This is a genomic window from Actinoplanes sp. CA-030573 (genome assembly GCF_050951115.1).
In the GTDB taxonomy this organism is placed as follows: Bacteria; Actinomycetota; Actinomycetes; order Mycobacteriales; family Micromonosporaceae; genus Actinoplanes.
On record NZ_CP192038.1, the window covers coordinates 1,591,600 to 1,613,043 of the forward strand.

Genomic DNA, 21,444 nt, shown 5'->3' on the forward strand with positions numbered 1-21,444 from the left:
ATAGGGGAGCCCGCGTACCCTGGACTCCCATGAGTGCCCCTTCCGTCTTCCCGCAGCTCGAGCAGCTGCTGCCCCGGGTCAGCAAGCCGATCCAGTACGTGGGTGGCGAGCTCGGCGCCGTCGTCAAGGACTGGGACGCGGCCACCGTCCGCTGGGCGCTGATGTATCCGGACGCGTACGAGGTGGGCCTGCCCAACCAGGGCGTCCAGATCCTCTACGAGGTGCTCAACGAGCAGCCCGACGTGCTGGCCGAGCGGACGTACGCGGTCTGGCCCGACCTCGAGGCGCTGATGCGCGAGCACGGCGTGCCGCAGTTCACCGTCGACGCGCACCGCCCGGTCCGCGCCTTCGACGTGCTCGGCCTGTCGTTCGCCACCGAGCTCGGCTACACCAACATGCTGACCGCCCTCGACCTGGCCGGCATCCCGCTCCTCTCGGCCGACCGGGGCGACGACGACCCGATCGTGCTCGCCGGCGGCCACGCCAGCTTCAACCCCGAGCCGATCGCCGACTTCCTCGACGCGGCCGTGCTCGGCGACGGCGAGGAGGCCGTCCTCGAGATCAGCGGCATCATCCGCGAGTGGAAGGCCGAGGGCAGCCCCGGCGGCCGCGACGAGCTGCTGCTGCGCCTGGCCCGCACCGAGAGCATCTACGTTCCGCGCTTCTACGACGTCGACTACCTGCCCGACGGCCGCATCCAGCGGGTCGTGCCCAACCGGCCGGACGTGCCGTTCCGGGTCGCCAAGCGCACGACGATGGATCTCGACGCCTGGCCGTACCCGAAGAAGCCGCTGGTCCCGCTGGCCGAGACCGTCCACGAGCGGTACGCGGTGGAGATCTTCCGGGGCTGCACCCGGGGCTGCCGCTTCTGCCAGGCCGGCATGATCACGCGTCCGGTCCGCGAGCGGTCGATCACCACGGTCGGCCAGATGGTGAAGGAGGGCCTGGAGTTCTCCGGCTTCTCCGAGGTCGGCCTGCTCTCGCTCTCCAGCGCCGACCACTCCGAGATCGGCGACATGTGCTCCGGCCTGGCCGAGCAGTACGCGGACACCAACGTCTCGCTGTCGCTGCCTTCGACCCGGGTCGACGCGTTCAACATCGACCTCGCCCAGGAGCTGTCCCGCAACGGGCGGCGCACGGGCCTGACCTTCGCGCCCGAGGGCGGCTCCGAGCGCATCCGCAAGGTCATCAACAAGATGGTGACCGAGGAAGACCTGATCCGTACCGTCGTCACCGCCTACACCAACGGCTGGCGCCAGGTGAAGCTCTACTTCATGTGCGGCCTGCCGACCGAGACCGACGACGACGTGCTGCAGATCGGCCGGATGGCGCACGAGGTCATCAAGGCCGGCCGGGCCGCGACCGGCACCAAGGACATCCGCTGCACGGTGTCGATCGGCGGGTTCGTGCCCAAGCCGCACACCCCGTTCCAGTGGGCGCCGATGGAGCGTCCCGAGGTGATCGACAACCGCCTGCGGATGCTCAAGCAGGAGATCAACAGCGATCGGTCGCTGGGCCGGGCCATCGGTTACCGCTACCACGACGGCGAGCCGTCGCTGATCGAGGGCCTGCTCTCCCGGGGCGATCGCCGGGTCGGTGCGGTCATCCGGCGTGTCTGGGAAAAAGGCGGACGTTTCGACGGGTGGAGCGAGCATTTCTCGTACGCCCGATGGATCGAATCGGCCGCCGAGGTGCTCCCGGCGTTCGGCGTCGACCTGGACTGGTTCACCACCCGCGAGCGCGACCAGGCCGAGGTGCTCCCCTGGGACCATCTCGACTCGGGCCTCGACAAGGACTGGCTCTGGCAGGACTGGCAGGACGCGCTCAACCAGTACGAGCAGGACGACTGCCGCTGGACGCCCTGCTTCGACTGCGGCGTCTGCCCGTCGATGGACACCGAGATCCAGATCGGTCCGACCGGCAAGAAGCTGCTGCCCCTGACCCCGGTGAACAACTTGCGGGTCCCGGCTTAGGAGATAAGGACATTCCCCCCAAGAACCAGCCTCCGGGCGGCCAGGCGCCGGTCGTGCAGCGGATCCGCCTCCGCTACGCGAAGCGCGGGCCCCTGCGTTTCACGTCACACCGCGACTTCGCCCGGGCCTTCGAGCGGGCCCTGCTGCGTGCCGCGGTGCCGATCGCGTATTCCCAGGGCTTCACCCCACACCCCAAGATCTCGTACGCCAGCGCCGCACCCACCGGAGTCGGCAGCGAGGCCGAGTACCTCGAGATCGGCCTGCGCGCCGAGGTCGACCCGGAGATGCTGCGCGTCGCGCTGGACGCCGCCCTGTCGCCCGGCCTCGACGTGCTGGAGGCCGTGGTGGCCGGCGAGGGCAGCCTGGCCGACCGGATCGACGCCTCACGCTGGCGGCTGGAGCTGCCCGAGGTCGAGCCGGCGGTGGCCGAGGCGGCCGTCAAGAGGTTCGCCGGCACCGCCGAAGTGCTGGTCGAGCGCATGACCAAGCAGGGCCGGCGGTCCTTCGACGCCCGCGCCGCGGTGACCCACATCGCTGTGACCGAGCAGTCCGACCCACCTTCCGGGGCGGACGGCGCACCGTGTGCGATAATCGACCTTGTCGTACGACAGGTAACGCCCGCCGTACGACCCGATGACGTCCTTTCCGGCCTGCGCGTGGTGGCTGGCCTGGAGCCGCCGGTGCCCCCACGGGTGACCCGGCTGGCCCAGGGCACGCTGACCGAGCAGGGGGAGATCGTCGATCCGTTGGACGCGGATCGCGCCGCCATCGGAGGGCGCTAGCTGCACAGCCGGCGCCCGATCGGCAGACTTCGGCCGCCCGTCCGCCAACCCGGCCGGGACCGAAACACTTGCGGCAGCCCTGCGTGGCAGCGCTCACACGCGCCCGGGGCGGCCAGAACTGGAGAGCGCCCCATGCTCGATAACGAGCCACAGGGCGGTGAAACGAGCGGAGCGATCAATCCGCCCGCCGAGACCGCCGATAGCACCACTGCCCCTTCCGCCCCTGCGCGCAAGCGCACGACCCGCCGCAAGGCCGCCGCGCCGACTGCGGCGCAGGAGTCGTCCGGCGCCGCCGCGTCGTCTACCGAGCCCGGGTCGGACGCGGAGCTCGCGGCCACCGAGGCCCCGGTCAAGCCGGTGAAGGCCACCCGCAGCCGCCGCAAGGCGGCCGCGCCGGCCGCCGAGCCCGCGGCAGCCGCTTCCTCGTCGACTTCGGCTTCGGCGGAGGCCACGTCCGGGCCGGCCGCGGGAGCAGGTTCCCCCTCGACTTCGGCTTCGACGGAGGCCACGTCCGGGCCGGCCGCGGGAGCAGGTTCCCCCTCGACTTCGGCTTCGACGGAGGCCACGTCCGGGCCGGCCGCGGGAGCCGCTCCCTCCTCGACTTCGGCGGAGGCCACGTCCGGGCCGGCCGCCGAGGCGGGGGAGGCCCCGGCCGCGCCGGCGCCGGTGAAGGCGACCCGCACCCGCCGTAAGAAGGCCGCCGCGCCCGCCGCGACGCCCGAAGCCACTACGGAGCCCGCCGCCGGGACCGCGCCGGCCGTGGGCATCGCGTCCGTCCCCGAGCCCGCCTCGGTCTCCGTCACCGAGCCCGCCTCGGTCTCCGGCGCCGCGCCCGTCGTCACCGGGACCGCCGCCTCCGGGACCGCCGCCTCCGGGACCGCCGCCACTGTGCCGGTCGAGCCGCTCATCGCCGGTGAGGAGCCGGCCGAGGAGCCCGTCGACGAGGAAGAGGCCGAGGACCAGGCGGTCGCGGCCCCGATCGTCGGCGTGATCCCGCTCGACGCCGACTTCGTCGAGGAGGAGCAGCCCAAGCGTCGTAGCCGGCGTGGCGCGCTGCCTCCCGCCGTACTCTTCATGCCGCCCGATCCCACCGAGGCCGAGGTTGCCGCCCCGGTCAGCCGGCGCTCCCGCCGCGCCGCGTCCGCCGCCGCTCCGGTCGCCGCCGCGACGCCCGCCGCCGAGCCCGAGGTCACCGAGACCGAGGCCGCCGTGGCCGAGGTTCCGGTCGAGGAGCCGGCCGAGAGCACCCGCCGCAGCCGTCGCCGCCGCCGGGGTGCCGCCGCCGAGGAGCCGGTCGAGGCCGTCGAGACCGAGACCACCGAGGCCGTCGACGAGGCCGACGAGTCCGCCGACGACGTCGAGGAGGGCGTCGAGGACGAGTCCGACGACGAGTTCGGCTCCGGCCGGCGCCGCCGTCGCCGGGGCCGCCGTGGTCGTGGCCGGGGCAAGGGCCCGGCCGACGACGACGAGGCCGCCGACGTCGAGGAGGACGCCGAGGCCTCGGTCGAGGACGAGGGCGAGGACGGCGAGGACGGCTCCGACGAGGGCGATGGCGTCACCCGCCGCCGTCGTCGCCGGCGCCGCAAGGGCTCGGGTGGCGACGCCGACACCGGCGGCATCGAGGACGGCGTGCACACCGTCGTCCGGGTGCGCGAGCCGCGCCGTACCGACGAGGTGCAGGGCGTCTCCGGCTCGACCCGGCTCGAGGCCAAGCGCCAGCGCCGCCGGGACGGCCGCGAGCAGCGCCGCACCCGCCCGCCGATCCTGAGCGAGTCCGAGTTCCTGGCCCGCCGCGAGGCGGTCGACCGGGTCATGGTCGTCCGGCAGAAGCCGGACCGCATCCAGATCGCGGTGCTCGAGGACGGCATCCTGGTCGAGCACTATGTGTCCCGGATCAGCTCGGGCACCATGGTCGGCAACGTCTATCTGGGCAAGGTCCAGAACGTGCTGCCCAGCATGGAGGCGGCGTTCGTCGACGTCGGCCGCGGCCGCAACGCGGTGCTCTACGCCGGCGAGGTCAACTGGGACGCCACCGGTCTCGAGGGCCGCGCCCGCTCGATCGAGCAGGCGCTGAAGTCCGGCGACTCGGTGCTGGTGCAGGTCACCAAGGACCCGATCGGGCACAAGGGCGCCCGGCTCTCCAGCCACATCGCGCTCTCCGGCCGGCATCTGGTCTACGTGCCCAACGGCAACGCGTCCGGGATCAGCCGCAAGCTGCCCGACACCGAGCGCAAGCGCCTGCGGGACGTGCTCAAGAAGCTGGTGCCGGACGGCGCCGGCGTGATCGTGCGGACCGCGGCCGAGGGCGCGAGCGAGGACGAGCTCGCCCGCGACGTCAAGCGGCTGCAGGCCCAGTGGGAGGAGATCCAGCGCAAGGCGGCCGAGGGCCACGCGCCGGTCGCCCTCTCCGAGGAGCCCGACCTGGTCATCCGGGTGGTCCGGGACCTCTTCAACGAGGACTTCCGCGAGCTGGTGGTCCAGGGCGACCAGGCGTACGCCGAGGTGGAGAACTACCTCAACTCGGTGTCGCCGGACCTGGTCGAGCGCCTGCACCGGTACACCGGGGCCGGTGACGTCTTCGGCGACAAGCGGATCGACGAGCAGATCCTCAAGGGCCTCGACCGCAAGGTGTTCCTGCCCTCCGGCGGCCACCTCGTGATCGACCGCACCGAGGCGATGACGGTCGTCGATGTCAACACCGGCAAGTACACCGGCGCCGGCGGCAACCTCGAGGAGACCGTCACCCGCAACAACCTGGAAGCGGCCGAGGAGATCGTGCGCCAGCTCCGGCTGCGCGACCTCGGCGGCATCGTGGTCATCGACTTCATCGACATGGTGCTGGAGAGCAACCGCGAGCTCGTGCTGCGGCGGCTCACCGAGTGCCTGGGCCGCGACCGGACCAAGCACCAGGTCACCGAGATCACCTCGCTCGGCCTGGTGCAGATGACCCGCAAGCGGATCGGTGCGGGCCTGCTCGAGGCGTTCAGCGAGACCTGTGACCACTGCAAGGGCCGGGGCGTCCTGATCCACACCGAGCCGGTGCCGGAGAAGCGGACGAACGGCGGCGCGGGCAACCAGGTGAAGGCGGTCGCGGCGGCCACGCGTACGGACCAGGCACCCCCGCAGCAGCAGGCGCCGGCCACGAAGTCCCGTCGCCGCCGCGGCGGTTCGGAGAGCGCCTCTGCGGAGGCTTCGGTCGCGCAGTCCCCGATCGCCGAGTCCCCGGCCGCGTCTCCGGTCGCCGGGTCTTCGGTCGCCGGGTCTTCCAGCGCTGGGTCTTCGAGCGCTGGGTCTCCGGCGGCTGGGTCTCCGGTCGCTGGGTCTTCGGCCGCCGGGTCTTCGGTTGCCTCGTCTCCGTCGGCCGAGGCGCCGGGTTCCGGCCGCACGGCGCAGCCGGGCTCCGGCCGCACGGCGCGTGACGGCGACGACCCCGTGGCGGAGACGGCGGGCCTGCCGCACGTCTCCGGATCGGGCGTGATCAGGTCGGGCATCGTCCAGCCCACCGCGCCGGCCCTGACCACCGCGGAACCCGACGACGAATACGACATCAGTGGCTATGACCTGTCCCGTTACGAGCAGGCCGAGCCCCCGTCCGCGCAGACCGAGCCGGCCGGACAGGCCGAGCCGGCCGGGCAGGCCGCGCCTTCGTCCGAGCCGATGCGGCTGACCGGTTCCGACGACCCGGACGCGGCCGACGATGACGATGACGACGACGAGCCGGTCGGCGCCGGCGCCGGCGGCCGCCGGCGTTCCCGCCGCGGCGGCACGAGGCGGCGCACCCGCCCGTAACGCGCCGCATCGGCTGTGGATAACGCCCGAAAAGTGTCGTACCCGGCTGCTTGACTCCACCCCCACCCAGACGGGCGGGGGTGGGTCAAGGCGGGACTGGCGACATCCATCAGGCGGGTGCCGGCGCCAAGCCGAGGCTGGCGCTATCCATCAGGCGGCTGCCTGCGCCAAGGCGAAGCCGGCGATATCCACCCAGCCGGTGAGTGGGTCAAGCCGGGCCGGCGACCCCCTCAAGCGGCCGGGGCTGACCGAACCCTTCAACGCCGGCCTGCGCGCCACTGGCTTCGCCGTCGGCGAGCCCGCGCGAGCGCGAGCGCCAGCGCCAGCGCCAGTGACAGCGCGGCTGGGCCAGCCGGCGAGGCCAGACCGGGCACCCTTCGGTAAAGAAACTTAACTGGCTGGCCCTCGTACCCGTCGACGTCGGCTACCCTGCGGGGATCGATCACCCTGCCCCCCCGAGGAGACCGACCCCCGATGCGACGCCTCGTCCCCCTGCTCGTTCTTCCCGTGCTCGCCCTCGCCGGCTGCTCCGGCGCCGACGACAACGCCTCGGCCCCGGCCGGCGGCACCCCGGCCGCCGGTGCCAATGCCGGTGCCGGCTCGGACGCCGGCACCCCGGCGGCCCCGGCCCCGGCGCCCGTCGACCCCTCGGTGGCGGCCAAGGCCGACAAGGCGCTCTCCGGCAACACCAAGGCCATCTGCGCGCAGGCCGAGCGCACCAGCACCAGCTTCGGCCAGACCTTCATCGCCGACCTGCAGATGCAGATCGACGCGGCCGGCCAGGGCGCGGCGGCCAAGGCACAGGCGCAGGAGAAGATCGACCGGGACGTCTCCAGCTACTCGTCGGCGCTCTCCAGCATGGCCCGGCTCGCCGACGACAAGGCGCTCAAGTCGGCCCTGACCCAGATGAGCAAGCAGGTCACGGCGCTCAAGGGCGACGTGACCAAGCTCAACGCCGACAAGATGTCGGCGATCACCGGTAACCTGGACAAGGCCTGCGGCAAGAGCTGACGCCGGGCGGCGGGCGGCCCGGTTTGGGGATGACCACGCCGATGAAGTACGCTTGCCGACGGCGCTTTTCCATGCGCCGTGCGCCTGTGTAACCCCGGCCCCAGCGGTGGGGGATCCAGGACCAGCACCATCCGCCAAGCAGCGGTCTTCGCTGCGCAAGTCTCAGGGAGTCCGCGTCCGATGTACGCGATCGTCAAGACCGGCGGCAAGCAGTACAAGGTTGCCGAGGGCGACGTGATCGAGGTCGAGAAGCTCGCGGGCGTGCCCGGCGATGCGCTCACGCTCGCCGCTGTCCTCCTCGTCGACGGTGACAACCTGGTGACCGACGCGGCCAAGCTTGCCAACGTTACGGTGTCCGGCGAGATCGCCGAGCACACCAAGGGTCCGAAGATCCGGATCCACAAGTTCAAGAACAAGACCGGCTACCACAAGCGCCAGGGTCACCGCCAGCCGCTGACCCGCGTCAAGGTGACCGGCATCACGAGCGGGAAGTAAGGGGCGGATCACTCATGGCTCACAAAAAGGGTGCTTCCAGCTCGCGCAACGGCCGTGACTCCGCCGCGCAGCGGCTCGGCGTCAAGCGGTTCGGCGGCCAGCTGGTCAACGCCGGCGAGATCCTGATCCGTCAGCGTGGCACGAAGTTCCACCCGGGCGAGCTCGTCGGCCGTGGCGGCGACGACACGCTGTTCGCGCTGGCCACCGGCAACGTGCAGTTCGGCACGAGCCGTGGTCGCAAGACCGTCAGCATCGTTCCGGTAGCGGAATAAGCTTTTCCTCAGCGGGCCGCGGACCTCGAGGGGTCCGGGGCCCGCTGTTTGTTTTCCAAGGGAGACTGAGCTGTGACCACGTTCGTCGATCGGGTCGTGCTGCACCTGCAGGCGGGTGACGGCGGGCACGGCTGCGTCTCGGTGCGCCGGGAGAAGTTCAAGCCGCTCGGCGGGCCCGACGGCGGCAACGGCGGGCACGGCGGCAGCATCACGCTGGTCGTCGACCCGCAGCAGCACACGCTGCTCGACTTCCACTTCCATCCGCACGTCAAGGCGAGCAACGGCGGCGGCGGCGCGGGCGCCAACCGCGACGGCGCCAACGGCAAGGATCTCGTGCTCCCGGTGCCGGACGGCACGGTTGTGCAGACCGAGGACGGCGAGGTGCTGGCCGACCTGATCGGCGCCGGCACCACGTTCGAGGTGGCCCGGGGCGGCCGGGGCGGCCGGGGCAACGCGTCGCTGGCCAACACGCGCCGCAAGGTGCCCGGCTTCGCCGAGCTGGGCGAGCCCGGCGACCGGCTCGACGTGGTGCTCGAGCTCAAGAGCGTCGCCGACGTGGGCCTGGTCGGCTTCCCGTCGGCCGGCAAGTCCTCGCTGATCTCGGTGATGTCGGCGGCGAAGCCCAAGATCGCCGACTACCCGTTCACGACGCTCGTGCCGAACCTGGGCGTGGTCCAGGCCGGCGACCAGACCTTCACGGTCGCCGACGTGCCCGGGCTCATCCCCGGCGCGGCCACCGGCAAGGGGCTGGGCATGCAGTTCCTGCGGCACATCGAGCGCACCTCGGTGCTGGTGCACGTGCTCGACGCGGCGGCGCCCGAGATCGAGCGCGACCCCCTGGCCGATCTCGACGCGATCGAGGCCGAGCTCAACGCGTACGGTGGCCTCGAAGATCGCCCCCGCCTCGTGGTGCTCAACAAGATCGACATTCCGGACGGCCGGGATCTCGCCGAGATGGTCCGCCCGTCGATCGAGGAGCGCGGCTACCGGGTGTTCGAGGTCAGCGCCGTGACCCGCGAAGGCCTCAAGGAGCTGGTGTACGCGCTGGCCGCGGTGGTCGAGGAGCACCGGCTGGCCCACCCGCCGGCCGAGCCGACCCGCGTCATCGTGCGCCCCAAGGCGGTCGACGAGAGCGGCTTCACCGTCGAGCAGGACGCGGACGGCGTCTTCGTCGTGCGCGGCACCAAGGTCGAGCGCTGGATCCGGCAGACGAACTTCGACAACGACGAGGCCGTGGGCTACCTGGCCGACCGGCTCGAGCGCCTCGGCGTCGAGGCCGAGCTGGCCAAGAAGGGCGCGCAGCCCGGCGATCCGGTGCGCATCGCCGACCGCGAGTTCGACTGGCAGCCCAACGCCGGCGAGTTCCACGCCGGCCCGCGCGGCACCGACGCCCGGCTCGAGGAGGAGAGCCACCGGCTCACCGCGGCCCAGCGTCTCGCCGCCCGCAAGGCCCGGCGGGTCCGCGGCGACGACGAGCTGCTGCACATGGCCGCCGACGGCACGATCACCAGCGTGGCGAACGCGAACCGCCCGGTGCTGGTGACCGAGGACGACGACGCGGACGATGAGGACGACACCGGCGAATAGGACGCAGTCCAGCTTCGCGCAACCATCCGGAAAGGGTGCTCGCTTAGCGTCACCTGCGTGCTGATCGAATCCCGCCCCGCGCTGGACCCGGAACTCGCGGCGCTGGTCACGGCCCAGCAGAGCGAGATCGACCAGGCCCGGAGCGCCGCCGCGTTCCGGCCCGGCGACGACGCTGCGTATCTGGTGGCGGTGATCGGCGGCCGGGCGGTGGCGTGCGCGGCGTGGCAGGCGCTGTCGGAGCGGACAGCGGAGCTGACGAGGATGTACGTGCGCCCGGCGTTCCGGGGTCGCGGCATCGCCCGGCAGCTGATCGTCGCGATCGAGGAGGAGGCGCTCGCCGCGGGCCGGCCGGTCATCCGGCTCCGGACCGGCACCGACCTGCCCGCGGCGATCACCCTCTACCAGTCCTCCGGCTATCACGAGATCCCCGCCTACGGACCCCTCGGGGGAGTTCCGCACACCGTGTGCTTCGAGAAGAGACTCAAAGCCTTAGTCCAGTAGCCCGATCGCGGCGCGGGCACGGCGTACGGTCGCAAGCGCCGCAGGCCGCACCCGGGTCTTGCCCTCCGCCAGGATCTCGCGCACGTAGCCGGGGTCGTCCGAGAGCTCGGCGTGCCGCTTGCGAACGGGCGCGAGCAGGGCGTCCACCGCTTCCGTGACGTCACGCTTGAGGGCGCCGTAGGACGAGTAGGCGCCCGCCGGGGAGCCGGTGCACGCGGTCAGGATCTCCAGCAGATTGGTGACGCCCGGCTGGTTGACCCGATCGTGCCGGACCACGCCCAGCGTGTCGGTGACCGCCCGGGAGATCGTCTTGCGGATCACCTCGGGCGGGTCGAGCAGGCCGATCCGCCCGGCCGCCGACACGCTGCTCTTGCTCATCTTGGCGGTCGGCTCGGCCAGGTCCATGATGCGCGCCGCCGACTCCGGCCGAACGCCCTCGGGCACCGTGAACGTCTCGCCGTAACGGGCGTTGAACCTGGTCGCGAGCGTGCGGGCGAGCTCGAGATGCTGGCTCTGGTCCTCGCCCACCGGCACCTGGTTGACGTCGTGGACCAGGATGTCCGACGCCATCAGCACGGGATAGGTGAGCAGGCTGAGTCTGACCGGACCACCCGCGGCACTCTTCTCCTTGAACTGGATCATCCGAGCCGCCTCGCCGTACGCGGTCACGCACTCGAGCAGATAATGCAGCTCGGCGTGCTCGGGAACCTGCGAGTTCGCGATGATCGCGGTCCGCGCCGGGTCGACGCCGGCGGCCAGCAGCATCGTGGCGACGCCGAGCGTGCTCCGCCGCAGCGCCGGTGGATCGTGTTCCATCGTCATCGCGTGCAGATCGGCGATCATGGCGATCGACTCGGCGGTCTCCTGCGCCTCCACCAGCGGGCGCATGGCGCCCAGCAGGTTGCCGAGGTGCAGGTTTCCGGTGGGCTGAAAGCCGGTGAGTCGCTTCATGGCAAATTCCTTCCGGTACGGGGTGGCCGGCCCCGCCGGAATCGCCTTCTGACGTGCAGAACGGCCGCCCGGAAGGGGCGGCCGCGAATGAGGTCATGCGCGTGTGGGTGAGCCGCCCGTCAGGGCCGCCACCAGCAGAGGTTCAGCGCGCGCATGTCAGACATGCTACCGCGGGGCGGCGACATGGCGGGCCCGCCGGACAGGCATGATGGTCGTCATGCCGCTGACCCGTGCCGAGGCCGCCGAACGCGCCGCCAACGTCGATGTCCAGGAGTACGAGGTCCACCTCGACGTCACCGCCGATTCCGACACGTTCGTCTCCCGCGCCGTGGTGCGGTTCGACGCCCGGCCCGGCGCCGCCACGTTCCTCGAGTTCGAGCCGGTCGCGATCGAGTCGATCACGCTGAACGGCGAGGCCGTGCCGGCGTCCGCGGCCACCTCCGGGCGCCTTCATCTGACCGGCCTGGCCGAGCACAACGAGCTCGCCGTCACCGCCACGATGCACTACTCGAACACGGGCGAGGGCCTGCACAAGTACGTCGATCCGGCGGACGGCAACACGTACCTCTACCAGCACCTGTTCATCAACAACGCGGGCCGGGTGCTGCCGGCGTTCGACCAGCCCGACCTCAAGGCGTCGTTCAAGCTCTCGGTGACCGCGCCCGAGCACTGGAAGGTCGCGGCCAACGGCGAGCTGATCTCGGCCGAGGGCGGCCACTGGCAGTTCGCGCCGACCAAGCCGATCTCCACCTACCTGGCCTCGCTGTTCGCCGGGCCGTTCCACGCGGTCACCGACGAGCACGACGGCATCCCGCTGGCGCTCTACGTGCGGGCCGCGCTCGCCGAGCACCTCGACGAGCAGGCCGAGGAGCTGTTCACGATCACCAAGCAGTGCCTCGACCGCTACCACGAGATGTTCGACATCCGGTATCCCTTCGGGCACTACCAGCAGGCATTCGCGCCCGAGTTCAACTTCGGCGCCATGGAGTACCCGGGACTGGTCGTCTTCCGGGACGAGATGATCTACCGCTCGGCCGTCACCGAAAGCCAGCGCGAGAGCCGGGCCAACGTGATCGCGCACGAGATGGCGCACATGTGGTTCGGCGACCTGGTGACCATGGCCTGGTGGGACGACCTCTGGCTGAACGAGTCCTTCGCCGAGTACCTGGGCACCCGGGTCGCGGCCGAGGCCACCCGGTTCAAGGGCACCTGGACCACGTTCGCCATGCAGCGCAAGGCCTGGGGACTGCGCGCCGACCAGCACCCGTCGACCCATCCGGTGGCACCCGCTTCGGTCGCCGACACCGACGAGGCGTTGCTCAACTTCGACGGCATCTCGTACGCCAAGGGCGCCGCGACCCTGAAGCAGCTGGTGGCCTGGGTCGGGGACGACGCGTTCCGGGCCGGCTTGAACGAGCACTTCGCGGCCCACGCGTACGGGAACGCCACGCTCGCCGATCTGCTGGGCGCCCTGGCCAAGGCCTCCGGCCGGGATCTGTCGTCCTGGGCCGAGGTCTGGTTGCGGCGTGCTCAGGTCAACACCCTGCGGTTGTCCGTCTCGGCGGCCGACGGGCACTATTCCGGGGTCTCGGTGCTGCAGAGCGCCCCGGCCGCGTACCCGACCCTCCGGCCACACAAGATCGGGGTCGGCCTCTACGACCGGTCTCCCGAGGGGGCCGTCGTGTTGCGGTCGCGGGTCGAGGCCGAGGTGGCGCCGTCTGACGTCTCCGAAATTCCCGGTATTTCGGGTGAGGCCACGGCGGACCTGCTGCTGCTGAACGACGGCGATCTCACGTACGCGAAGATCCGCCTCGACGACGCCTCGACCGCCGCCGTGCCGACCGTGTTGCCGCTGGTCGGGGACTCGCTGGCGCGCGCCGTGCTGTGGGCCTCGATGCTCGACTCCGTGGTCGACGGCGAGCGCCCGGTCGCCGAGCTGGTCACGCTCGTGCTGACGGCGTTGCCGGTGGAGACCGAGGTGGTGATCGTCGAGGACGTGCTGCGGGCCACCCGCAGCCTGGTCGACCGCTACTCGACGCCGGAGACCCGGCCGGCCGCGCTCGAGCTGGTGGCGCAGGCCGCCGACCGGCTGCTCGCGGTCTCCGAGCCGGGCGGCTCCCGGCAGCTGGCGGCGGCCCGGGGCCTGATCGGCGCCACCGTCGACACCGCGCGGCTGGCGGGCTGGCTGGCCGGCGAGGGCGTGCCGCCGGGGCTGCCGATCGACGCCGACCTGCGCTGGCTGATCCTCTACCGGCTCGTGGTGCTGGGCGCCGCCGGACGGGACGAGATCGAGGCCGAGTTCACGCGCGACCGCAGCGCGACCGGCGAGCAGTGGGCCGCGCGCTGCCGGGCCGGGCTGCCCGACGCCGAGGCCAAGGCGGCCGCCTGGAGCGCGATCGTCGAGGACGTGTCGCTGTCGAACCGGCTGGTCGAGATGACCGCGTCCGGGTTCTGGCAGGCCGAGCAGCTCGACCTGCTCGCGCCGTACGTGCCGCGGTACTTCGCCGAGATGCCGGCCATGATGCGGGTTCGCAGCGGGATGAGCGCGGAGCGGACGGCCGGTCTCGCGTACCCTGAGGTGGTCGTCGATGCGGAGACCCGGCGGCTGGCCGCCGAGCTGTTGGCCCGCCCCGACCTCGACCCGATCCTGCGCCGGGTGGTGGAGGACACCGACGACGACATGCGGCGCGCGCTGGAGGCACGCGCGGCCGGCTAAACGCATTTAGCCGTTTCCCGGAGTTTGAGCCGATACGCTCAGCTACGGGGGTGGATGCGTGGAATGGTGCCAAGAGCTGGCGGGCGGCCTTCTGCAGGCCGCCCCCGACGCGATCCTGGTCATGGCCGACGGCGGGCGGATCGTGCTGGTCAACGACCGGGCCGTGGAGCTCTACGGATGGTCGCGCGACGAGCTGGTGGGCACGCGGATCGAGACGCTGATCACCGACGACGCCAAGGTCATGCTCCCCGAGCGGCAGCGCAGGCTGCGCGAGGGCCGTCCGGGGCCGATCGGGGCGGTGACCACCACGATCCGGCGGCGGGACGGGGTGGAGATCCCGGTCGAGTCGTCGGTCGCGATCGTCGACACGCCGCAGGGCCGGCTCGCCGTCGCGGTGGTGCGTGACCTCAGCGAGCGGGCGCGCGCCGAGCAGGACAAGGCGCGGCTGCGGGCCGAGGCGCACGTGCACCGCAGCCAGCGCCTGGAGAGCCTGGGCCAGCTGGCGGGCGGCATCGCGCACGACTTCAACAACATGCTCGGCGTGATCGTCAACTACGCCAACTTCGTGATCGAGGAGGCCGAGTCGCCGGCGCCGGACCTGAAGGCGATCGCGGCCGACGCCCGGCAGGTGGTGCGGGCGGGGGAGCGCGGCACCGACCTCACCCACCAGCTGCTGGCGTTCGCGCGGCGCGAGGTGGTGCGGCCGCAGATCCTGGACCTCAACACGGTCATCGCGTCGATCGAGGAGATGCTGCGGCGTTCGCTGGGCGAGCACATCAACTTGCTCGTACGCCCGTCGGCCGCGCTCCCGGCCGTCCAGGCCGACCCCGGTCAGATCGAGCAGATGTTGGTGAACCTGGCCGTGAACGCGCGCGACGCGATGCCCTCCGGCGGCGAGCTGGTGATCGACACGTCCCCACACGGCGATCGCGTGCGGCTTCGCGTGAGCGACTCCGGGGAGGGGATGACGCCGGAGGTGCTCGAGCGGGCTTTCGACCCGTTCTTCACCACCAAGGCGCGAGGCGAGGGGCCGGGTCTGGGGTTGGCCACCGTCTACGGGATCGTCAGCCAGGCCGGTGGTGAGGTCAGCATCGCCTCGTCCCCGGGCGTGGGAACCACGGTCACGGTGCTGCTCCCGGTAGTCGCCCCGCCGGCCTCCTCGTCCTCCCCCTTCTCCTCGAACATTTCCGATTTGTCCGGCATGGCGCCCACCGTGGCCGGGCGTGGCGAGACGGTGCTGGTCGTCGAGGACGAGGCGGCGCTGCGGGACGTGGCCGGGCGGATCCTCTCGGCGGCGGGGTATCGCGTGCTCGCGGCCGAGTGCGGCGCCGAGGCGCTGCAGCTGGCGGCCGCCCACGACGGGGCCATCGACCTGCTGGTCAGCGACGTGGTGATGCCGGGAATGCTGGGCAAGGAGCTGGCCGAGCGGCTGACCGGGGCGCGGCCGCAGACCCGGGTGCTCTACATGTCCGGGTACGCCCAGCCGGTGCTGCACTCGCAGGGCACGCTCGACCCGGGCGTTGCGCTGCTGGAGAAGCCGTTCACCGCGGACGACCTGCTTTCGGCCGTACGTGCGCGCCTTGATGATTGATCTATATTTTTCTGATGCGGCGGCGGATCGGCATCATGGGTGGCACCTTCGACCCGATCCACCACGGGCACCTGGTCGCCGCCAGCGAGGTCCAGGCGCGTTTCCAGCTCGATGAGGTCGTGTTCGTGCCGACCGGCCAGCCGTACCAGAAGGGCAAGGTCTCGCCGGCCGAGGATCGCTATCTGATGACCGTGATCGCGACCGCCTCGAACCCGCGCTTCCACGTCAGCCGCGTCGACATCGACCGCGACGGCCCCACCTACACCGTCGACACCCTACGTGACATGCGCGCGCTGTACGGCGTCGACACCGAGCTGTACTTCATCACCGGCGCCGACGCGCTCGGCCTCATCCTGAGCTGGAAATCCGCGCTCGAGATGCTGACCATGGCGCATTTCGTGGGCGTCACCCGGCCCGGCTTCGAGCTCTCCGACGCGCACCTGCCGGCCGACTCGGTCACGCTGGTCGAGGTGCCGGCGATGGCCATCTCCTCGTCCGCCTGCCGCGAGCGCGTGGCCGGTGGCGAACCGGTCTGGTACCTGGTCCCCGACGGTGTTGTGCAGTACATCAACAAGCGGGGCCTCTATCGGGGCTCGGGAAATGTCACACCGGTGTGAGACGCTTGTATCTCCAGGACACCGAACGAGGGGACGCTCTTGCCCGTCACCGAACGCGCTCTTGAGCTTGCGCTGACGGCCGCTCAGGCCGCCGCCGACAAGAAGGCGCAGGACATCGTCGTCATCGACGTCGCCGAGCAGCTCTACATCACGGACGCCTTCGTGATTGCCTCCGCGTCGAACGAGCGGCAGGTCATCGCGATCGTCGACGCGATCGAGGAAGCCCTGGTCAACCTTCCGGAAAAGGCGAAACCCGTCCGTCGTGAGGGTGAGCGCCAGGGCCGGTGGGTGCTGCTCGACTACGTCGACATCGTGGTTCACATCCAGCACGCGGAGGAGCGCGAGTTCTACGCCCTCGACAAGCTGTGGAAGGACTGCCCGACCATCCCGTTCGTCGACCGCGACATGGTCGACGCCGACGCCTCGGGCGTCGCGTGAGGCTTGTCGCTGGGGCTGCTGATCGTCCGGCGGCCTCGTCTTGACCCGGTTGATCGTGTGGCGGCACGGGAACACCGACTGGAACGCCGGTCACCGGGTCCAGGGGCAGACCGACGTGCCGTTGAACGCGGTCGGCCGCCAGCAGGCCGTCGACGCGGCCGAGCTGCTGATCAAGATGCGGCCCGACGCGATCGTCGCCAGCGACCTGCAGCGCGCGGCCGACACCGCGGCCGCGCTCGCCGCCCTCAGCGGCCTGTCGATCAATTACGACAAGCGGCTGCGTGAGCGCTACTTCGGCAGCTGGCAGGGCCGGACCACGGCCGAGGTGGCCGCGCTGCACCCGGAGGAGTACGCCCGCTGGAAGGCCGGCCAGGAGGTCGGCGGCGATGTCGAAAGCCTGATCGACCTGGGCGAACGCGTCGCCGAGGCGCTGCGCGCGGCGGCCGGGCTTGCCCCGCCCGGCGGTACGGTCGTCGTCGCCACCCACGGCGCGGCCGCCCGGCAGGGCATCGGTCGTCTGCTCGGGTGGCCGCTCGAGCAGTTGCGGACGTTGCGGGCGTTGCAGAACTGCCACTGGGTGGAGCTGACGCACGATCGGGATCGGGGCTGGCAGGTCGCGGCGTACAACGTGGGTCCGTTCCCGGACCACCCCGCGCCGCCGCCGGTGTGATCTCTCGGGAACCCGGGTTGATCGGGTAGCGTCCAACCATCATGTCGACCCGTCGCTTCGCCGCCGCCCTCACGCTCGCGCTGTGCCTTACCAGCTTGGGTGCGTGCGCGGGCAACAATGCGTCGCCCGCGTCTTCTGCGGCTGATTCCTCGTCGCCTTCCGCTCCCGCCTCGCCTGCTGATTCCTCCCCGGCCGCCTCGTCCCCGGCCGCTCCTTCCCCGTCTTCCTCCTCCTCGGCCGGGGCACAGACCGTCACCGGCACGGTTGAGGAGGGTGTCGAGCCGAACTGCCGCCTGATCAAGGACGACGCCGGCTCCCACCTGCTCGTCTTCGACGACCCGGCGTTGCGCTCGCAGACTCTCGTGGGCAAGAAGGTCACGGTGACCGGCCGCTCCGAGCCCAAGCTGATGTCCACCTGCCAGCAGGGCATCCCGTTCGTCGTCACCTCCGTCGCCCCCGCCTGACCGCCGGCTCTTCGTCCGGATTGTCGGCACGTTCGCGGGTCGGCCGCCTCCCGTGCGGCCTGCCGGGCGCGGATCGGTTAACGTGCCCGCATGCCCGTCGCGGTCGTCACCGACTCCACCGCGTACCTGCCCGCCGAACTGAGCGGCTCGTATGACCTGACCGTCGTCCCCCTGACAGTGGTGATCAACGGGGCCGAGGGCCTGGAGGGCGAGCAGATCCAGCCGGCCGAGGTGGCCCGGGCCCTGAGCGCCCGCCGCTCGGCCGTCAGCACGTCCCGCCCGGCGCCGTCCCAGTTCGTCGAGGCCTACCACCGTCTGTTGAAAGCCGGCGCCGACGGCATAGTCTCGGTCCACCTGTCGGCCAAGCTGTCGGGCACCCACGAGGCCGCCACCCTGGCCGCCGCCGAGGTCGGCGACCGGGTCCGGGTCGTGGACAGCAAGACCACCGGCATGGGCCTGGGTTTCGCCGCCCTGGCCGCCGCCGCGGCCGCCCGGTCCGGAAAGTCCCTGGACGAGGTCAACGCCGCCGCGAACGACCACGCGGCCCGCGTGAGCACGTTCTTCTACGTAGACACCCTGGAGTTCCTCCGGCGCGGCGGCCGCATAGGCGCGGCGTCGGCCCTGCTGGGCACCGCCTTGTCGGTGAAGCCGATACTCCACGTCGCCGACGGCGCCATCGTGGTCCGCGACAAGGTCCGCACCGCCGGCCGAGCCCTGGCCCGACTGGTGGACCTGGCCGTAGAGGCCGCCGGCGAAGGCGACGTGGACATCGCCGTCCACCACCTGGAGGCCCCCGACCGTGCCGCGGCCCTGGCCGACGCCGTCTCGATGCGCCTGAGCGACCGCCTGCGAGACTGCTACATCACCGAGATCGGCGCCGTGGTCGCGGCGCATGTAGGCCCCGGGCTGGCCGGCGTGGTCGTCCACCGTCGGCCCTGACCGTCCGCGCTGCTGCCGGGCTCACCGACAGCGACCCGACAGTGACCCGGCAGCGACCCGACAGTGACCCGGCAGCGACCCGACAGTGACCCGCCCAGCGACCCGGCAGCGACCCGACAGCGACCCGAAAGTGACCCGGCAGTGACCCGGCCCGGCGCGGCAGTGACCCGGCAGTGACCCCGGCCGGGCGCGGCAGTGACCCGGCAGTGACCCGGCCCGGCGCGGCTAGGGCGGCGCGGAAAGGCGGCGCGTTCGTCACGGCAGCAGCGCCGTCGCATCGGCATCGCGCCCCGTTCAGGCGGTGGGCCATCCGGCAGCCGCCCAGCGCGGCGGGTCGATATCCGGCGCGACACTCAGGTGGCGTGCCACCTCGTCCCAGGCCCGGACATCGGCGCCGACCTGCACCTCGTCGGCCTCCGGAAGCAGTGCCGGCTCGTCGCGCTCCCAGATCGCCCGGGTGCGCCAGCCCTGCTCGTTCGAACCCACGAGCCGCAACTCCGCCATCGCCGTTGACGCTGCGCCGCGCGGCTTTGTGTCGCCGGGGGTTGCTGTGCCGGGCAGTCCTCCTTTGCCGTCCTTGCTTTTCTCGCCTTCCTTGCCGTCCTTGCCGTCCTTGCCGTTCTTGTCGTCGGCGCCGGTCGCGTCGCCCGGGAGGGCCGCGACCGTTTCCGGCGGCTCCTCGGTGAGCGCCTGGGTCGCCTGGCGGGCGTACTCGCAGACCGCGAGCAGCCTCTCCGCCCTCTGCACCGCGCGGTGCAGCGGGTGGCCGGGCGGCGCCTCGTACGGCACCGTGCAGCCCTGCTCATCGGACACGTAGGCCATCGGCGTGATCGGCCGTGACGACGTCGCGTAGATCTCCTCCGCCTGCGCGAACAGTCCCGGCAGGTGCTCGCTCCCGTCGGCCGTGACCAGGAGCGTGCCGCGCTCCGGCGCGAACGCCACCGGCACCCCGCCGACCTGGCCCGCCAGCCGCCCGAGCCAGTTCTCCAGCAGTAGGTGCGACGTCCAGTAGGCGTCCCCGTCGTCCACGAACCGCACCACCACCGGCTCGCTCGCGACCCCGTGCAGCACCGCCCCGGACAGGTTCGCCCGGGCCGCCGCGAAGACCTGCTCCGCGCTCACCTCCCATCCGGCCGGGTGCTCCGGCCCGACATAGGTCATGGTGTCCGGCTGATCGACCACCACGAACTCGTACAGGAACGGCAGGACCGGACGCCGCAACGGCGAACCCGGCGTGACACCACGCAGCACCGGTCGCAGCAGCGGTCGCGCCTCCGCCCAGTCCAGCGGCAGCCGGGGCGGGGACACCAGGCCGGCGACGAACCGATCCACCTGTCCTCTCCGTCGCCCACCCCGTGCGGCCAGCAGCGGGGCGAGCTCCAGGATCGTCGGCGTCTCGTCGCCGTCCGCGGTGAAGCGGACCCGGAAACCGCGTGCGTCGTAACGTGCGTCCGTGAACCCTGCCCGGCGTAGCCGGCGGATAACCTGCCCGGCCAGTCGTGCCCGGGCAATGCTCTTCAGCAGGCCCACCGGCGCCTCACATCTCCCTTGAGGCCGCCGACCTTAGCGCACCGGGCCGACAAGTTTCTGCCCGAGGGCCACCCGAGCTTCGAGATCTTCGTCGTAGCGCAGGTCAGCGTGAAGTCCGGCCGCCCGCAACGCGTCCATGGCCGGCGCAACCTGGGCCTCCGTGATCTCGGAGAGCACGATCCCGCCCGGCGCCAGCCAGCCGGGAGCGCCGGCGACCACGGCCCGGAACACGTCGAGGCCGTCGGCGCCGCCGTCCAGTGCCGTGCGCGGCTCGTGGTCGCGTGCCTCGGCCGGCAGCAGCGGGAGGTGACGCGTCGCCACGTACGGCACATTGGCCAGCAGGACCGTGACGCGCCCACGAAGAGTGCCGGGCAGCGGGTCGAAAAGATCTCCCAGATAGACGTTTCCGCGCAGATTGTCGCGGGCGCAGGCGACCGCCACCGGGTCGACGTCGGCGGCGTGCAGCTCCACGCCCGGTCGCCGGCGGAGCACGGCCAGACCCAGGGCGCCCGAGCCGCAGCAGAGGTCGACCACGATCGAACCCGGAACCACGGCATCCGCGGCGAGGCGGACGAGGAGCTCACTGCGTACGCGCGGAACGAAAACGCCCGGCCGGAGCCGCACGCGGACCCCGCAGAAGTCGGCGTGGCCGACGATCTGCTCGAGCGGCTCACCCAGCGCGCGCCGCGAGATCATCGCGTCCAGGGCCGCCGGGCCGGACGCGGCGCCGGCCAGGACCGCCGCCTCCTCCTCCGCGAACACGCAGCCGGCGGCCCGCAGCCGCGCGATCGCGTCGGCCATCGCCGGAGCCGTGATCCCGGTTTTCGTCACGCCATTCAATAGCACAGAAAACGAGATCCGTAAGAGTTGTCCACAGGCCGAAGCGCTGTCCACAGGCCTCAAACGATCAATCGGCGAAATCCCTAACCTGCCTGGCGTGCGAGATGACGACGTCGTAGCGGCAAGGCTGCGGTCGGTCATGGCCGCGACGCATTCCGGCGTACGCGGCCGGGCCGCCGCGGCCCCGCGCCGGATCCTGCGCGGCGGGCCCGTCGCGCGCTCGCGCTATGAGACGGCGCTCGGCGAGCTGGCCGAGGTCGGGGAGCCGCTGCGCTGGA

19 protein-coding genes are annotated in these 21,444 nt (G+C 71.8%); 15 read left to right on the plus strand and 4 right to left on the minus strand.

Annotation, left to right across the window (positions count from 1 at the left end; all coding sequences use genetic code 11):
* Positions 1–29: 29 nt before the first annotated feature.
* Both ACQP2F_RS07370 and ACQP2F_RS07375 read left to right on the plus strand, forming a co-directional pair.
* Positions 30–1,973, plus strand: coding sequence for a TIGR03960 family B12-binding radical SAM protein (locus ACQP2F_RS07370; RefSeq protein WP_433301871.1), 1,944 nt, complete (start codon positions 30–32; stop codon positions 1,971–1,973).
* A 92-nt stretch (positions 1,974–2,065) separates the two neighbouring features.
* Complete coding sequence (locus ACQP2F_RS07375; RefSeq protein WP_433307383.1) at positions 2,066–2,755, plus strand: TIGR03936 family radical SAM-associated protein; 690 nt, start codon at positions 2,066–2,068, stop codon at positions 2,753–2,755.
* On the opposite strand, the gene ACQP2F_RS07380 is transcribed toward ACQP2F_RS07375, so the two are convergent.
* Positions 2,752–3,558: a hypothetical protein gene (locus ACQP2F_RS07380; RefSeq protein ID WP_433301873.1), complete on the minus strand. Its 807-nt coding sequence runs from the start codon at positions 3,556–3,558 to the stop codon at positions 2,752–2,754. The genes ACQP2F_RS07375 and ACQP2F_RS07380 overlap by 4 nt on opposite strands.
* On the opposite strand from ACQP2F_RS07380, the gene ACQP2F_RS07385 reads away from it, so the two are divergent.
* From ACQP2F_RS07385 to ACQP2F_RS07410, 6 genes are all read left to right on the plus strand, one after another.
* Entirely contained in the window at positions 3,515–6,544 is a 3,030-nt protein-coding gene (locus ACQP2F_RS07385) for an Rne/Rng family ribonuclease (protein ID WP_433301875.1), read from the plus strand. The two genes, ACQP2F_RS07380 and ACQP2F_RS07385, sit on opposite strands and share 44 nt — an antisense overlap.
* Positions 6,545–7,018: 474 nt before the next feature.
* The gene (locus ACQP2F_RS07390) at positions 7,019–7,555 is read left to right on the plus strand and encodes a hypothetical protein (RefSeq protein WP_433301877.1); all 537 of its coding nucleotides are present in this window, start codon (positions 7,019–7,021) and stop codon (positions 7,553–7,555) included.
* Between the two features lie 180 nt (positions 7,556–7,735).
* On the plus strand, positions 7,736–8,050 hold the full coding sequence (gene rplU, locus ACQP2F_RS07395; RefSeq protein ID WP_396034930.1) for a 50S ribosomal protein L21: 315 nt from the start codon (positions 7,736–7,738) through the stop codon (positions 8,048–8,050).
* A gap of 14 nt (positions 8,051–8,064) precedes the next feature.
* On the plus strand, positions 8,065–8,322 hold the full coding sequence (gene rpmA, locus ACQP2F_RS07400) for a 50S ribosomal protein L27 (protein WP_433301880.1): 258 nt from the start codon (positions 8,065–8,067) through the stop codon (positions 8,320–8,322).
* A gap of 72 nt (positions 8,323–8,394) precedes the next feature.
* Entirely contained in the window at positions 8,395–9,909 is a 1,515-nt protein-coding gene (gene obgE / locus ACQP2F_RS07405; RefSeq protein WP_433301882.1) for a GTPase ObgE, read from the plus strand.
* 57 nt (positions 9,910–9,966) lie between these two features.
* Positions 9,967–10,410 carry a GNAT family N-acetyltransferase gene (locus ACQP2F_RS07410; RefSeq protein ID WP_433301884.1) on the plus strand — a complete coding sequence of 148 codons (444 nt, stop codon included), beginning with the start codon at positions 9,967–9,969 and terminating at the stop codon, positions 10,408–10,410.
* Here ACQP2F_RS07410 and trpS read toward each other — a convergent pair.
* A complete protein-coding gene (trpS, locus tag ACQP2F_RS07415) occupies positions 10,399–11,361 on the minus strand; it encodes a tryptophan--tRNA ligase (protein ID WP_433301886.1) in 963 nt (320 codons plus the stop codon). The genes ACQP2F_RS07410 and trpS overlap by 12 nt on opposite strands.
* 217 nt (positions 11,362–11,578) lie before the next feature.
* On the opposite strand from trpS, the gene pepN reads away from it, so the two are divergent.
* From pepN to ACQP2F_RS07450, 7 genes are all read left to right on the plus strand, one after another.
* Positions 11,579–14,077, plus strand: coding sequence for an aminopeptidase N (gene pepN / locus ACQP2F_RS07420; protein ID WP_433301887.1), 2,499 nt, complete (start codon positions 11,579–11,581; stop codon positions 14,075–14,077).
* Between the two features lie 58 nt (positions 14,078–14,135).
* Positions 14,136–15,668: a hybrid sensor histidine kinase/response regulator gene (locus tag ACQP2F_RS07425; protein WP_433301889.1), complete on the plus strand. Its 1,533-nt coding sequence runs from the start codon at positions 14,136–14,138 to the stop codon at positions 15,666–15,668.
* A gap of 14 nt (positions 15,669–15,682) precedes the next feature.
* On the plus strand, positions 15,683–16,285 hold the full coding sequence (gene nadD, locus ACQP2F_RS07430; RefSeq protein WP_433301891.1) for a nicotinate-nucleotide adenylyltransferase: 603 nt from the start codon (positions 15,683–15,685) through the stop codon (positions 16,283–16,285).
* Between the two features lie 39 nt (positions 16,286–16,324).
* Positions 16,325–16,723, plus strand: a complete 399-nt coding sequence (rsfS, locus tag ACQP2F_RS07435; RefSeq protein ID WP_433301893.1) for a ribosome silencing factor — start codon at positions 16,325–16,327, stop codon at positions 16,721–16,723.
* 40 nt (positions 16,724–16,763) lie between these two features.
* A complete protein-coding gene (locus ACQP2F_RS07440) occupies positions 16,764–17,393 on the plus strand; it encodes a histidine phosphatase family protein (protein WP_433301894.1) in 630 nt (209 codons plus the stop codon).
* Positions 17,394–17,434: 41 nt separating this feature from the next.
* A complete protein-coding gene (locus ACQP2F_RS07445; protein ID WP_433301896.1) occupies positions 17,435–17,857 on the plus strand; it encodes a hypothetical protein in 423 nt (140 codons plus the stop codon).
* A gap of 90 nt (positions 17,858–17,947) precedes the next feature.
* The gene (locus ACQP2F_RS07450; protein ID WP_433301898.1) at positions 17,948–18,796 is read left to right on the plus strand and encodes a DegV family protein; all 849 of its coding nucleotides are present in this window, start codon (positions 17,948–17,950) and stop codon (positions 18,794–18,796) included.
* 294 nt (positions 18,797–19,090) lie between these two features.
* Here the strand turns inward: ACQP2F_RS07450 and ACQP2F_RS07455 are convergent, their stop codons facing one another.
* Both ACQP2F_RS07455 and ACQP2F_RS07460 read right to left on the minus strand, forming a co-directional pair.
* Positions 19,091–20,128, minus strand: coding sequence for a hypothetical protein (locus ACQP2F_RS07455; RefSeq protein WP_433301901.1), 1,038 nt, complete (start codon positions 20,126–20,128; stop codon positions 19,091–19,093).
* A gap of 231 nt (positions 20,129–20,359) precedes the next feature.
* Positions 20,360–21,157, minus strand: a complete 798-nt coding sequence (locus ACQP2F_RS07460) for a putative protein N(5)-glutamine methyltransferase (RefSeq protein WP_433301903.1) — start codon at positions 21,155–21,157, stop codon at positions 20,360–20,362.
* Positions 21,158–21,444: the final 287 nt, after the last annotated feature.